Origin of the sequence: Rhodopseudomonas julia, assembly GCF_030813515.1 — a bacterium.
GTDB classification, from domain to species: domain Bacteria; phylum Pseudomonadota; class Alphaproteobacteria; order Rhizobiales; family Afifellaceae; genus Afifella; species Afifella julia.
The window spans coordinates 134293-148484 of record NZ_JAUSUK010000002.1 but is presented as its reverse complement, the minus strand read 5'-3'; the positions used below and the strand labels follow the sequence as shown (position 1 = coordinate 148484).

Below are 14192 nucleotides of genomic sequence, written 5' to 3'. Positions count from 1 at the left end.
CTTTGCAAAACGGATCGCCAAAAAGGAAAAGGGCCGCCAGATTGGCGGCCCTCCGCGAGAAGCGGGCAATTTGCCCAGAATTTACTCGTTCACGAAAGCGACAGAGGTTGCTCCACCGTCCCGAGACCGATCAGGCAAATACCCCATCCATTCTCACTCGACACTGGATCACCTCCTTTCAAGCTGTTTCGACCGATTCTGAGTTTCTTCATCAAGCGACCGCTTGGCAAGCGCAAAATTTGCAGGGTCCGCAAATTTTCTAGGCCCGATGAAAAAGCGCTCATACGCGCTGTTTGCTGCAGATCATGCTGCCTGCACGCTCTCCAATTCGTCGATCAGCCCTTCGACAACCGAAAGGCCCTGCATCCAGAAGGCGGGATCGGAGGCATCGAGCCCGAAGGGGGCCAGAAGCTCTTTGTGGCGCTTGGTGCCGCCGGCTTTCAGCATGTCGAAATAGCGGTCCTGGAAACCGGTCTCGGCATCGCGATAGACGGCATAGAGCGAGTTCACCAGGCAATCGCCGAAGGCATAAGCGTAGACGTAGAAGGGTGAATGCACGAAATGCGGGATATAGGCCCAGAACACTTCGTACCCTTCGCCGAGCCGGATCGAGGGGCCTAGGCTCTCCTTCTGCACCTCCATCCAAATCTCTCCGATCGCCTCCGCTGGCAATTCGCCGTCGCGGCGCGCCGTGTGGACGCGGCGCTCGAACTGATAGAAGGCGATCTGGCGCACGACCGTGTTGAGCATGTCCTCCACCTTGCCGGCGAGAAGGATTTTCCGCTCCTTCGGCGTCGCGGCATTGTCGAGCATGGAGCGGAAGGTCAGCATCTCGCCGAAAACGCTCGCCGTTTCCGCCAAGGTCAGCGGCGTCTGCGCCATCAAAAGCCCCTGCTCCCCGGCGAGGACCTGATGCACGCCATGCCCGAGCTCGTGGGCGAGCGTCATCACATCCCGTGCCTTGCCCTGATAATTGAGGAGCACATAGGGATGCGCGCTCGGCACCGTCGGATGCGCGAAGGCGCCTGGCGCCTTGCCCGAACGCGTCGGCGCATCGATCCAGCTCTTGTCGAAGAAGTGCTCGGCAATCTCCGCCATGCGCGGATCGAAACTGCCATAGGCGGAAAGCACCGTCTCTTTCGCTTCCTGCCAGTCGATCGTCCGCTTCAACGTCTCAGGCAGGGGCGCATTGCGGTCCCAATGGTCGAGCTTGTCCTTGCCGAGCCATTTCGCCTTCATGGCGTAGTAGCGGTGCGACAGCTTCGGATAGGAGGTCGCAACGGCCTGCACCAGCGCATCGACCACCTCCGGCTCCACCCGGTTGGCGAGATGGCGCGCCGAAGCCACATCCGTGAAGCCGCGCCAGCTGTCGGAGATCGCCTTGTCCTTCGCAAGCACATTGGTGATCAGGGAGAACGTGCGGAGATTCTCACGAAACGTGTCGGCAAGCGCGGTTGCGGCGGCCTTGCGCTGCGCCTCGTCATGGTCGGTCAGAAGATTGAGCGTCGGCTCCAGGGTGAGATCCTTCCCGTTCACCTTGAAGCGGAGCGCCGCCATCGTCTCGTTGAAGAGCCGGTTCCAGGCGCCCCGGCCTGTCAGCGACTTCTCATGGAAAAGCCGCTCGATCTCATCTGAAAGCTGATACGGGCGCTCTTCGCGCAGATCGTCGAGCCACGGCTTCCAATGCGCAAGCTCCGGGCTCGCCATGGCCTTGTCGAGCACCGCATCGTCGATCCGGTTGAGCTCCAGCGGGAAGAACAAGAGCTTGGTCGAAACCCCGGTCAGCTTGTCCTGCAGATCGCCATTGAATTTTGCCCGCTTAGGGTCGCTCGTATCGCCGGCATAGACGAGCCCCGCATAGCTCATCAGCCGACCGATGATCTCTTCGATCGCCTGAAATTCCTCGATCACCCCGGCAAGGCGGCTGCCGCCTTCGGGACTTTGCGCGATCTCGGCGAGCTTGCCTTTATAGGCGCCCTCGAAAGCCGTCGCCTTTTCGTCGACCTTGGCGATGTCGGCGGCCACTTCCGGCGCATCCATCGACGGGTAGAGGTCGGACAGATCCCATTCCGGCAGGGCGCCGAGGCCCTCGTCTGCGACCTGCGCACCCTCCTTCGTCACATCGAAGCCAGGCTGGAACTGCAGCAAACTCTGCTCGGTGCGCATCAATAACTCTCCTTGATAGCTGGTGCAGACGACGTAACGCTCAGCCTCTCATCTGGCAATTTGTGCGGCAAGAGCAAGCTTTGTGGGCGCGCCTCACGAGCGTGGCCGAGAATTCCCGCGCCGCGAAAGTGATCGCGGAACGCAAGATTTCCGCCGGTCCGGCGTCATGGGTAACAACCCCTTAACCTGAGTCGGGGCAGCTTGGTGCGAAATGAAACGCTCTCGTGCCCACGAAGACGCTTGATGCCAGCTCGTATGCTTCTGGTCGATGACGACCCGATCACCCTGCGTCTGCTCGCAGGCATGATGCAATCCTTCGGCTATCTGTCGGAATCGGTTTCCGGCGGTCAGGCCGCTCTGGACCGCATCAACGACACCTCCTCTGCCCCCATCGATGTCGTGATCCTCGACCTCGTCATGCCCGATGTCGACGGAATGATGGTGCTTGAGGAATTGAAGAAAAGGCCCGCGCCTCCGGCGGTCATCGTCCAGACGGCGCAAGGCGGCATCGACACTGCCGTCTCGGCGATGCGTGCCGGCGCCTTCGACTTCCTGGTCAAGCCGGCAGCTCCTGAACGCCTGCGCGTATCGATCTCCAACGCACTCAAACTCTCGGCGCTCCAGGGAGAGGTGCAGCGCCTGCGCCACCGGCGCGAAGAAACAGTCTCCTTCGACGACATGATCGCATCCGCGCCGGCGATGATGCGCACCATGGAGCTCGGCCAGCGTGCGGCACGTTCTACCATTTCCGTCCTCATCGAGGGCGAGGCCGGCACCGGCAAGGAATGGTTTGCGCACGCCATCCATGGCGAGAGTGCCCGCCGGGCGAGGCCCTTCGTCAGCGTCGATTGCGGCGCCGTCCCCGCCGACGATATCGAGGTCCTTCTCTTCGGCCGTCCCGCGACAGGCACGTCACCGGCCCTTCGCGGCCGCATCCACGAAGCTCAGGGCGGCACACTGCTTTTGCGGCAGATCGCGGATCTGCCGGCCAGTGTGCAGGCGCGCCTTGCCGCCGTTCTCGAGGAGGGCACCCTCCCCCGTCTCAGCGGCGAACGTGCGACGCGCTGCGACTTTCGCCTCATCGCCACGACCGACCGCAGGCTCGTCGACCGCGTGGCCGAGGGCGTCTTCCGCGAGGACCTGTTTTACCGGCTGAACGTCTTCCCGATCTGGCTGCCGCCACTGCGCGACCGTGTCGAGGATCTTCTCCCGCTCGCGGCCACCTTCCTCGCCCGCTTCGCCGCCGAAGAGGGCCGTCCCCGGCTCAAGGGCCTCGCACCAGAGACGGAAGCGCTTCTCGCCGCCTTCCACTGGCCCGACAATATTCGCCAGCTCGAAAACGCCGTCTACCGCGCCGTCATCCTGTGCGAGGGAGAGTTTCTGCGCCCTTGGGATTTCCCGCAGATCCAGACAGCTCTCGACGCCGGCGCCATCCCCGAACTGGTCAAAGCCTGGCAAAACGAAGGTGCAGCCGCAGCCCGCACACGGGCGTCCGGAACGGGCCATGTTGCACGCGCGCACCATCGCGAGAGGGAAACACCTGACAAGTCCTTTGCATCGGCTGACAAAATCTCGCCCCCCCTTTATGGTCTCCTGCATCTTCTGGATCGGGACGGTGAGATGCGGGCGCTCGATGCGCTCGAGGAGGCAGCTGTGCGCTTTGCTGTCGAGCATTACGGCGGCCGGATGAGCGAAGTGGCAAGGCGCCTGCACATCGGCCGCTCGACGCTTTATCGGAAGCTGAAAGACTACGGGATCGAGACGGCCGCCGCCGATGCGGCCTGAGGCGCAGGTTCGCCGAAGAATGACAAGCTGGAGAGTTTGATGCGGTTGAGAGGTACGGCGGTTTTCCTGGCGTTGATGGCGGCGACACCTGTCGCAGCGGCACCTGCCCTAACGGTTGCCACGATCGGCGTCGAAGACGCCGCCGAGACGTCGTCACCGGCCATCACCACAGAGGCCGCAGCGATCCGGGCCGCTCTCGCCCATCAGCCGCAATTTGCCGATCCTCGCGCCAAAGACATCGCCGCGGCGGTGCGCAGTTTCTACGAGGAGCGGTCTTTTGCGCCCGTGTGGATTCACAACGGCGAAGCGACAGCGCAGGCCCGTGCTCTGCTCGACCGCATGGCGCGGGCGGCCGAAGACGGTCTTGCTCCTTCCGACTACGAGGCGATCGAGCTGCCGCAAGACGCGCTCACCGATACCGACGCCATCGCGGCGAAGGATGTGGCACTCAGCGAGAACGCGGCCCGCTTCATCACGCATCTTGCGATCGGCCGGGTTCTGCCGAAATCGGTCGACAAGGAAGTCTATTACACCCCGGCACTGCCGGATCTCGGCGAAGCCCTGGCCAAGACGACCATGGCGAAGGATGTCGACGCCACGATCTCCGCCTTTGCGCCCCCGCATCCGCAATATCAGGCGTTGAAGGCGAAGCTCGCGAAACTGCGCGAGAGCGACGGCAAGCCTTTGCCGCACATCGCCGAGGGACCGACCCTGAAGGCCGGCCAGCGCGATCCGCGCGTCGTCACATTGCGCGAGCGCCTTGGCATCGAGATCCCGGAAGCGCCGCAGAAAGCGGTGTTCGCCCCCGCCGCGGATATGCCGGAGCCGAAGACGACGGGCTCGCTGGCGCAGAGCGTTTCCTCCAGCAAGATGGATGAGGCCTCGAGGTCACAGCCCCCGGCAGGGTTCCTGGAGAAAGCGCACGATTACAGCGCCGATCTGAAGCTCGATCCGACGCCGGCTGCCTTTCGCGCCGGCAACGACGCGATGCTCTACGACGACACGGTCGTCGCCGCCGTCGAAGCCTTCCAGCGCGAAAACGGCCTTTCGGTCGACGGCATGGTCGGTCCGCAGACGCTTCAGACCCTGAACGGCGCGAGCCGCGAGAACCGCATCAAGACAGTCGTCGTGAATATGGAGCGGTGGCGCTGGATGCCGCGCGAATTCAGCGACGACTATATCTTCGTCAATGTGCCGGAATTCATGGTCCGCGTTTACCGCGACGGTGCGCTCAACCACGAGGCGCGCGTCGTCGTCGGCCAGCGGGCGCATCCGACGCCGCTGTTCGGCGATCAGATGGACCATCTCATCCTCAATCCGTACTGGAACGTGCCGAACTCGATCGTCACCGCGGAAATGCTGCCCAAGATCCGGCAGGATCCCTATGGATACTTCGCCTCGACCGGTTACCAGCTCCTCGCCGACATTCGTGGCAAGACGTACCGGCTCGATCCGACGCTGATCGACTGGTACGCGGTCGACACGCGACAGCTTCGTATTCGCCAGCCGCCGGGCGACCGCAATGCGCTCGGCCGCATCAAGTTCATGTTCCCGAACCGTCATGCCGTCTACCTGCACGACACGCCCGCAAAGAGCCTGTTTACGCGATCCTCTAGGGCTTTTTCTCACGGCTGCGTGCGCGTGCAAGACCCGATGGCGTTCGCGGACGCCATTCTGGCCGATGATGACCAATGGAATTCCAAGCGGCTGAAAAGAATGTTTTCGAACCAGGAAGTGCGCATCAATCTGCAGCGGAAACTGCCGGTTTTTCTTGCGTACTTCACGATGATCCCAGAAGCGGACGGAAGCTTGAAGACCGTTCCCGACGTTTATGGCTATGACGAGAAGCTAGCTAAATTACTGAATCTGTAACCATGACATGGGCTGAGGCGAGAAAATGGCGCCTCAGTCGCATTTTCGCCATAGCTTTCCATTTTGTAATTGAGCGTTAAGCAAGAGAAGCGAGAATTCGCTCTCGTGCCTGGGGATGGGGAAGGGGCTTCCCTCAAGAGAAGGCGATCACGCTTGCTGATACCGGCCGAGTCCAAACTCTCGCGCCTGCGCGGCCCAATGATGTGCCTGACGCTGGCCTTCGCCCTCCTTCTCGGAGGTTCCGATCCGTCTCTTTCGCGTTCCGGCGACCGAACCCTAAAACTCTATTTCGCCCATACCGGCGAACACGGCGAGTTCACGTTCCGCCGCAATGGCCGCTACGACCAGCGCGAGCTGAAGCGCCTCAACTACTTCCTGCGCGACTGGCGTGCCGACGAGCCGACCGATATGGATCCGCGCCTCTTCGACCTCGTCTGGGAGGTCTACCAAGAGGTCGGCGCGCAGAACCCGGTCACGGTCGTCTCCGCTTTCCGCTCCCTGAAGACCAACAATATGCTGCGCAAGCGCTCCTCCGGCGTCGCCAAGCGCAGCCAGCACACCGCCGGCAAGGCGATGGATTTCTTCATCCCGGGTGTGCCTCTCGAAAAACTCCGGAAAATCGCATTGAGGAAGCAGGTCGGCGGCGTCGGTTACTATCCGACCTCCGGCTCGCCTTTCGTGCATCTCGATGTCGGCAGCGTCCGCCACTGGCCGCGCATGACGCGCCAGCAGCTTCTGGCGCTCTTCCCGGACGGCAAGACGCTGCACATCCCATCCGACGGCAAGCCTTTGCCGGGCTACAAGATCGTGCTCGCCGAATATGGCCGCAGCGGCAAGAAGGAGACGCTTGGCACCTCCCGCGGGTCATCCAGTTCGAACGAGAAAGCGACCGTCGTCGCCTGGCTGAAGAATGTCTTCGACGGCGACGAGGATGAGGGCGATCAGTCCCGCCCGATGCGCTCCAAGACGGCTCCGGCGCGGGCCCTTGCCCCGGTCCAGACGGCACGCTCCGCACCTCAGGAAATTCAGGTCGCAAGCGTTGCGCCGCAAGAGCTGTCTCCTCCGGAGATGCTGCCGCGCGCCGCTCCTTCCGCCATCCGGGCGATCGCAGTTGCGACCCGGACGGAAACGGCGGACCCGACGGCATCTGCGGCGCCTCAGATCGCCGAGCAGGACACTGTCGGTCTTCTCGCCTACGCGACAATGCCACAGGCCCGTCCCGATGGTCTGCCAGCCGCAATGCCCGGGACGTCATCGCCTGAGATGGCAGGGACGGCACGCTTGGCCACGGCTGAGGACGCCACCGAATTGACGGCCCTTTATGAACGTGCCCTTGCGAACGCCGACCCGGCCACGGCCTCCCCGCGCGATGCGCAGGCAACGGCCGGCCTTGTCCTGGCGAATGCCGTGATGACGCCGTCCAACAGCACCAGAGAAATCACTCTTCCTGCTGCCCGCCCGATCGTGACGGCCTCGCTCGGCTCCGAGCCGCAGGGTTTTGACGCCATCGACGCCGCGGCAGGTCTCGCCGGATCGAAGACCGGGATCACCGCCGAAGAGGACGAGACGCTCGCATATGCCTCGCCTCAAGAACGGCTTGAGGCACCGGCCGCACTCGAAGAAGCCGCCGGCTTCGCCATACCCCAAGAGACGCCGCTGAGCCTCGCTGCAACCGTGGAAATGCAGGCACCGGCTGCACCTGTCGCCCGGCTCATCACGCAAAAGCCCGATGCCGGCGACCTGTCACGACTGATGGGCAAGGATACGACACGGACCTTCATCTTCGCCCTTTTGCAGGCCCCGCGGCCTTCCGGCGCCGTCGAGTTCTTCGCCATTCCGGTGAATGAGGGCGTTGCCCGGGCAATCAGCAAGGCAGAGCAGCTGCGCACCGATCGCTTCGCCACGAAGGACGATCTCGCCTTCATCGACGAACCCGATCAGGTCTATCTTCTCGTCGCATCGCTCGACTGACGCAGATCCCAGAGCTCACTCGTCCCGACAGCGCGCTCGAACCCGGAGTGCGCTGGACCCCGGAGTACACTCAACGGTGAGCGTGGGCGCCTCGGCTCAAGAGGTGGACGCCGCGACCGCGTTCGCGCCGTTCTCGGCGAGATAGCGATCGAGCGCCTCTCGTTCCTCCTCCGAAACGTGCAGGCAGAGCTTTGAACGGCGGTTGAGGATGTCCTCCGCACTCACTGCGAACTCCGCACGGCGAAGATACTCGACCTCCTTCTGATAGAGGTCGGCGCCGAAATGCTGTCCGAGATCGGCGGGCGAGGCCACCCCTTCCAGTAACTCGAACGTCTTCGTGCCATAGGCACGCACAAGCCGGGCGATCAGCGGACGAGGCAGGTCTGGATGCGCGCCGGCCACCTTCTCTTCGAGCGCGAGGAGACCGTCGACGGGAAAATCGCCGCCCGGCAGTGGCGCATCGGCCGTCCAGGGAGCCCCCCGCTTTTCGTGAAGCGCCGCCTCGATGCGCAAGAGAACCGTCTCGGCGAGACGCCGGTAGGTGGTCAGCTTGCCGCCAAGAACATTGACAAGCGCCGCGCGGCCATCGCCGCCGTCGACCTTGATGACGTAATCGCGGGTCGCTTCCTGTGCCGATCCGCTCCCCTCGTCGACAAGCGGGCGGACGCCGGAGAACGACCACACCACCTCCTCCGGACGCACTGTCCGGCGGAAATAGGCGCTGATCGCCTCGCAGAGATAGGAGGTCTCTTCGGGCGTGATACGGACTTTGGCGGGATCGCCATCGTAATCGCGATCGGTCGTGCCGATCAGCGTAAACTCGCCCTCATAGGGGATGGCGAAGACGATGCGCCCGTCGGCATTCTGGAAGATATAGGCACGGTCGTGTTCGTAGAGTTTCGGCACGACGATGTGGCTGCCCTGCACGAGACGGATCGGCTGCTGCTTCGCATCCGCGGCCGTTTCCAGCACGTCATCGACCCAGGGTCCGGCGGCGTTGACCACGAGCCGGGCGAGAACGTCACTCTCCTCGCCGTCTGGCTTGCGCAGGGTGGCCTTCCACCCGTCCACGACGCGCTCCAGCCTGACGACCTTGGTCCGCGTCGCCACCGCAGCTCCCCGGTCACGGGCATCGCAGGCGTTAAGCGCCACAAGACGCGCGTCGTCGACGGAGCAGTCGGAATATTCGAAGCCGCGGCGATAATCGCCGGCAAGCGGCTCACCGGCCGGATCGTGCCTGAGATCGAGCGTCTTCGTCGGCGGCAGGCGCCTGCGCCCGCCCAAATGGTCGTAGAGGAAAAGTCCGAGCCGCAGAAACCAGGCAGGCCGCAATCCGCGATGATGCGGCAGCACAAAACGTAAGGGATGGATGATATGCGGCGCGATTGCCCACAACCGCTCGCGCTCCATCAGCGCTTCGCGCACCAGGCGGAACTCATAATATTCGAGATAGCGCAGACCGCCATGAATGAGCTTCGTCGACCAGGACGAGGTGCCGCTCGCGAGATCGTTCATCTCGCATAGGAGAACCGACCAGCCCCGCCCGGCAGCATCCCGCGCGACGCCGCAGCCATTGACGCCGCCTCCGATGACAAGAATATCGTAGCTCGGCGTCGTCATAGAAGCTCCTGCGGCGGGCGAAGAAAGTTGCGGGAGAGAACGGTCGGTCGCGCCCATCTCTCGTCGCGCGTCTCAGACACGGGCGTGCAGCAATGCTCGTTCATTGGACGGATCAGGCGGCCTCGTCGTCATCGAGCGCCGCGGGCGCCATGCCAAGCGCGTGCATATAGAGGTCGAGGATCGCCTCCTGCTCCTGCCGCTCGGCCGCGTCCTGCTTCCTGAGACGCACGACCTGGCGCATCACCTTGGTGTCGAAGCCATTGCCTTTGGCCTCCGCATAAACCTCGCGGATATCCTCAGACAGGGTCTTCTTTTCTTCCTCCAGCCGCTCGATACGCTCGATGAAGGCGCGCAGCTGGCCGGCGGCCACCCCGCCCGGTCCGGATGCCTCTTCGGCCATGATTTTCTCCTGAGATTCAAATTCTTGGGTTTCGCGTGCAGGTGATGCCCGCTTCGGTCAATGCCGGAAAGGCCTCATCCACGTTTTCCACGCGGCGGGGCCGGCTCGCCCTCAATGTTGTGGCTTGTTCTTGTCGAAATCGGCTTGCTGCTCGGCGTTCGCCGGCGTCTGGTGGCGGCTCTTCCACTCCTCGTACGGCATGCCGTAGACGATCTCGCGGCTTTCGGCCTTGCTGAGAGCAAGGCCCCTCTCCTCCGCCGCCTCCTGATACCAGTTCGACAGGCAGTTGCGGCAAAATCCGGCGAGGTTCATGAGGTCGATATTCTGCACGTCGCTGCGTGCGCGCAAATGCTCGACAAGACGGCGGAAGACGGCCGCCTCGATCTCGCTACGCTCCCTGTCTTCGCTCACTGTCTCTCCTTTCACGCTTGCGCATCGGCATGCGAGCCGTAATGGCGGATCTCGTAGAGCTCTTCATTGGCGAGAAGTGGGCGCAGAAGCGCTTCCAGGCGCTCCGCCCATTCCGCAATGCCGGAAGCGGTGGAGATAAGGTCGTTGCGGACTTCGACGAGGGCATGCGCGAGACCGCGCAAAGTCCCGTGCCGGTAAAGCGTGTCGCCGGCGAGAGCCCCCGTGTAAGGCTCGTTGTCGCCGATCCTGAGACCGTGCTCGCCCCGGAGCGCCTCCAAGAGCGGCAGCGGCAGGCGGGGATCCTTGTCCCACAAAATACCCGCATGCCAGGGCCGGCGCGTTCCCTTCCAGTCGGGCGTGAAGGAGTGCACGGAAAAGATGACCGGCGGGCGCCCCGCCTCGATCATCTGATCGATCGTCTCCGACACCTTCTGATGGTACGGCCGATAAAAGCGCTCAAGACGCCGCGCGCGCTCATCGGCTCCGATGCGGGCATTGCCGGGCACCACCGCCCCGTCCGAAATCCGCATGACGAGGGTCGGATCGTCCTCGCCGCGATTGGGGTCGATCAGCAATCTGGAGAATTGCGTGAGAACCGCCGGCGCATCCAGGCGTTCGGCGAGCTCCTCGCTCAACGCACCGGCACCGATATCGTAGGCGATGTGGCGTTCAAGCTCCGACGCCGGCATGCCGAGATCACGATATTCCGGAGGCATGCGCCGCGAAGCGTGATCGCAGAGGATCAGAATTCCGCCGCCCGGATCACCTGGGACAACCTTGTAGGAATCGGCGGGCGCGGTCTCGGTCACGGCCCGCGCCGCATTCGTATCGTTCATCTGTCCGTGTGAAGCAGTTTCGCAAGGGGCCCGGCCATGATAGGGCCAGCCATCCATAACGCCGCCGGGCTTCGAGGCCAAGGCGTGCCGGAGATTGTCTTGAGCGAAGCTGGTGAACGTAGCGGTCTCGTGACCGCAATGCCGGATATCGTACCGATGTCGGCCCTGGTGCTTGGCGCCTTTGCCATGGGCGCCTCTCCGATCTTTGTCCGTTTTGCCGAAGTCGGCCCTTTGACGAGCGCCTTTTGGCGCGTGGCGCTGGCCCTGCCACTGTTGTGGATCTGGGCGAGGCTCGAAACCCCTTCCGGCCGTACCGCCCCCTCCTGGCGGCCGGTCGCCGGATCGCTCGCGCTTGCCGGCATCTTCTTTGCCGGTGACCTCACCTTCTGGCATCTCGCCGTTCTCAACACGACGGTCGCAAACGCCACCTTCATGGCGACGCTCGCACCGGTCTGGGTGGCGCTCGGCTCCGGTCTTTTCCTGGGCGAGCCGGTGGACCGCCGGCTTGTCGTCGGACTGGGTCTGTGTCTCCTCGGTGGCGGCTTCCTCATCGGCGAAAGCCTCTCCGTCTCGCCGGAGAATCTCGTCGGCGATATCTACGGCCTCATCACTTCGCTCTTCTTCGGGGGGTATTTCATCGCCGTTCGCCGTGCCCGGCGGGTCCTCGGCGGCGGCCGGACCCTGTTTCTTTCCTCGATCGTCACCGCGTCCGTTCTTGCGGTGGAAGCCCTCTCGATGGAAACGCAGCTCTGGCCGCAGAGCGGCGCTGCGATCGGCGCGCTCCTGTCGCTAGCCATCATAAGCCATTCCGGCGGCCAGGGGCTCCTCGCTTTCGCCCTCGGCCATCTGCCGGCCGCCTTCTCGGCACTGGTGATCTTTTTGGAGGGAGTTGCCGCGGCTCTCCTTGGCTATCTCGTCTTCGACGAATCGCTCGGGGCCCTCCAGGCCGTCGGTGCCGCAGCGATCTTTGCCGGCGTCGTCTTTGCCAGGCCCCGCACGCATCGCCCGGTCACCAAGCCGCTCTGAGTGCTCCACCGCAACCGCCTCTGCCCAAAATCTCGCCTTTCCAGCAACGACTTTGCCGCACCACCTCGTTGACAAGCCGCGCTCACTGCGCAAAACCCGCGCTGGGGCAGCCGAGAATGTGAGAACGTCGAGAGACCTTATGACGCCAGTACGTCTCGGGCTGATGGTCACCACACTAACCGCCTTCCTTGCCGCAACAGCCGGAACTGCTTTGGCCGACCTCCGGTTGTGCAATAAGACCTCGAGCCGCGTCGGGGTTGCAATCGGCTACAAAGGAGCCGACGACTGGCAGACGGAAGGCTGGTGGAACATTGATCCCGGCGTATGCGAAACGCTTCTCGCCGGGGCCCTCTCAGCCCGCTACTATTACATCTACGCCGTCGACTACGACCGCGGTGGCGAATGGGGCGGCAAGGCCTTCATGTGCACGCGGGACAAGGAATTCACCATCACCAGTGTTGGCGACTGCGTAGCCCGCGGCTTCCAAAGAACGGGCTTTTTCGAGGTCGACACCGGCGAACAGGCAAGCTGGACAGTACAATTGACAGAACAGACGAGCGGGGGCGTGGATAGCCAATGAGGCGCAATCGCAAGGTCAAGATCCTGGCAACTCTGGGTCCTGCCTCGAACACCGCTGAAACGATCAGCGCGCTCTTCGTGGCCGGAGCGGATATCTTTCGCATCAATATGAGCCACGCCACCCATGAGGAAATGCGCCGTCTGGTGCGCCTCATTCGCGACGTAGAGGCCGAGCACGGCCGCCCGATCGGCATTCTTGTCGATCTGCAGGGCCCGAAGCTCAGAATCGGCGAATTCGCCGAAGGCCGTATCGCGCTCGAAGTCGGCCAGAAACTCATCCTCGACAGCGATCCGACCCCTGGCGACAAGAATCGCGTGCAGCTGCCGCATCGCGACGTGATGGAATCCCTGCGCCCCGGCGCCCGTGTTCTCCTCGATGACGGCCGCGTCCAACTGCGCGTTGTCTCAAACGCTCCCGACCAGGCGGTGACCGAGGTGATTGCCGGCTCGCAGCTTTCCAACCGCAAGGGCGTCAGCCTGCCGGACACGACGCTCAAGACCTCCGCCCTCACGCCGAAGGACCGGCGCGATCTCGAAGCCGCGCTCGAGGAGCCGATCGATTGGGTGGCAATGTCCTTCATTCAGCGCCCGGACGACATCGCCGAAGTGCGCAAGTTGGCGCGCGGGCGTGTCGGCGTGCTCGCCAAGATCGAAAAACCCCAGGCCGTCGAACAGCTCGACGAGATCATCGAACTCGCCGATGCCATCATGGTGGCGCGCGGCGATCTCGGCGTCGAAATCCCGCTCGAGCAGGTGCCGGGCATTCAAAAGCGCATCACGCGGGCCGGCCGGGCCGCCGGCAAGCCGGTCGTCGTGGCGACGCAGATGCTGGAATCGATGATCGGCGCGGCGACCCCGACGCGCGCCGAGGTCTCGGACGTGGCAGGCGCCGTCTTCGAAGGTGCCGATGCCGTCATGTTGTCGGCCGAATCGGCGTCAGGCGAGCATCCCGTCGATGCCGTGCGCGTGATGAATTCCATCGCCGAAGCGGTCGAACGCGATCAATATTATCCGATGATCATCAACGCCCAGCGGGCCGAACCGCTGGCAACCGGCGCCGATGCCATTACCGCCGCGGCGCGCCAGATCGCCGAGACCCTGTCGCTTGCGGCCATCGTCTGCTTCACGTCATCAGGTTCGACGAGTATGCGCGCCTCGCGCGAACGCCCGACTGTGCCGATCCTGGCCTTGTCGCCCGTGCGCGAAACCGCCCGCCGGCTCTCGCTCGTCTGGGGGCTGCATTGCGTCGTCAGCGACGACGTCATGAACATCGACGAAATGGTCGACCGTGCCTGCTCCGTCGCCCACAATGAGGGCTTCGCAGCTCCTGGAGAGCGGATCATCACGACGGCCGGCGTTCCGTTCGGCACGCCCGGTTCGACCAATCTCCTGCGCCTCGCTTTCGTCAGCCCGGACGGCCATTCAGGCATGTAAGCTCGGCATTGAACGCCGGCATACGGAGAGACAAAAGGCGCCGAACTCTTCGGCGCCTTATTACCGGGCAAACGCAGCAGACACCTGGCACA

11 protein-coding genes are annotated in these 14192 nt (G+C 63.6%); 6 read left to right on the top strand and 5 right to left on the bottom strand.

All coding sequences use genetic code 11. From position 1 onward, the window contains the following. Nucleotides 1-303 precede the first annotated feature (303 nt). Nucleotides 304-2166, bottom strand: coding sequence for a M3 family oligoendopeptidase (locus J2R99_RS09855; protein WP_307154318.1), 1863 nt, complete (start codon nucleotides 2164-2166; stop codon nucleotides 304-306). A gap of 243 nt (nucleotides 2167-2409) precedes the next feature. Between J2R99_RS09855 and J2R99_RS09850 the strand changes: the two genes are divergently transcribed. The 3 genes from J2R99_RS09850 (at nucleotide 2410) to J2R99_RS09840 (ending at nucleotide 7794) form a co-directional block, all read left to right on the top strand. After that, nucleotides 2410-3951 (top strand): sigma-54-dependent transcriptional regulator, encoded by a 1542-nt coding sequence (locus J2R99_RS09850; RefSeq protein ID WP_307154316.1) that lies wholly within the window; start codon nucleotides 2410-2412, stop codon nucleotides 3949-3951. Between the two features lie 39 nt (nucleotides 3952-3990). Further along, entirely contained in the window at nucleotides 3991-5823 is a 1833-nt protein-coding gene (locus J2R99_RS09845; RefSeq protein WP_307154315.1) for a L,D-transpeptidase family protein, read from the top strand. 153 nt (nucleotides 5824-5976) lie between these two features. After that, nucleotides 5977-7794, top strand: a complete 1818-nt coding sequence (locus tag J2R99_RS09840; protein WP_307154314.1) for a peptidoglycan L,D-endopeptidase MepK — start codon at nucleotides 5977-5979, stop codon at nucleotides 7792-7794. Between the two features lie 96 nt (nucleotides 7795-7890). Here the strand turns inward: J2R99_RS09840 and glpD are convergent, their stop codons facing one another. From glpD to J2R99_RS09820, 4 genes are all read right to left on the bottom strand, one after another. Next, nucleotides 7891-9414: a glycerol-3-phosphate dehydrogenase gene (gene glpD, locus J2R99_RS09835; protein WP_307154313.1), complete on the bottom strand. Its 1524-nt coding sequence runs from the start codon at nucleotides 9412-9414 to the stop codon at nucleotides 7891-7893. A gap of 112 nt (nucleotides 9415-9526) precedes the next feature. Then, a complete protein-coding gene (locus J2R99_RS09830) occupies nucleotides 9527-9814 on the bottom strand; it encodes a DUF2312 domain-containing protein (RefSeq protein WP_307154312.1) in 288 nt (95 codons plus the stop codon). A gap of 111 nt (nucleotides 9815-9925) precedes the next feature. Next, entirely contained in the window at nucleotides 9926-10225 is a 300-nt protein-coding gene (locus tag J2R99_RS09825) for a DUF1244 domain-containing protein (RefSeq protein WP_307154311.1), read from the bottom strand. An 11-nt stretch (nucleotides 10226-10236) separates the two neighbouring features. Continuing rightward, nucleotides 10237-11061 carry an N-formylglutamate amidohydrolase gene (locus J2R99_RS09820; protein WP_307154310.1) on the bottom strand — a complete coding sequence of 275 codons (825 nt, stop codon included), beginning with the start codon at nucleotides 11059-11061 and terminating at the stop codon, nucleotides 10237-10239. Nucleotides 11062-11160: 99 nt separating this feature from the next. Between J2R99_RS09820 and J2R99_RS09815 the strand changes: the two genes are divergently transcribed. From J2R99_RS09815 to pyk, 3 genes are all read left to right on the top strand, one after another. Next, a complete protein-coding gene (locus tag J2R99_RS09815; RefSeq protein ID WP_307154309.1) occupies nucleotides 11161-12087 on the top strand; it encodes a DMT family transporter in 927 nt (308 codons plus the stop codon). A gap of 163 nt (nucleotides 12088-12250) precedes the next feature. Beyond that, on the top strand, nucleotides 12251-12667 hold the full coding sequence (locus J2R99_RS09810; protein WP_307155672.1) for a DUF1036 domain-containing protein: 417 nt from the start codon (nucleotides 12251-12253) through the stop codon (nucleotides 12665-12667). After that, the gene (gene pyk / locus J2R99_RS09805; protein WP_307154308.1) at nucleotides 12664-14100 is read left to right on the top strand and encodes a pyruvate kinase; all 1437 of its coding nucleotides are present in this window, start codon (nucleotides 12664-12666) and stop codon (nucleotides 14098-14100) included. The genes J2R99_RS09810 and pyk overlap by 4 nt, the downstream gene beginning before the upstream one ends. Nucleotides 14101-14192: the final 92 nt, after the last annotated feature.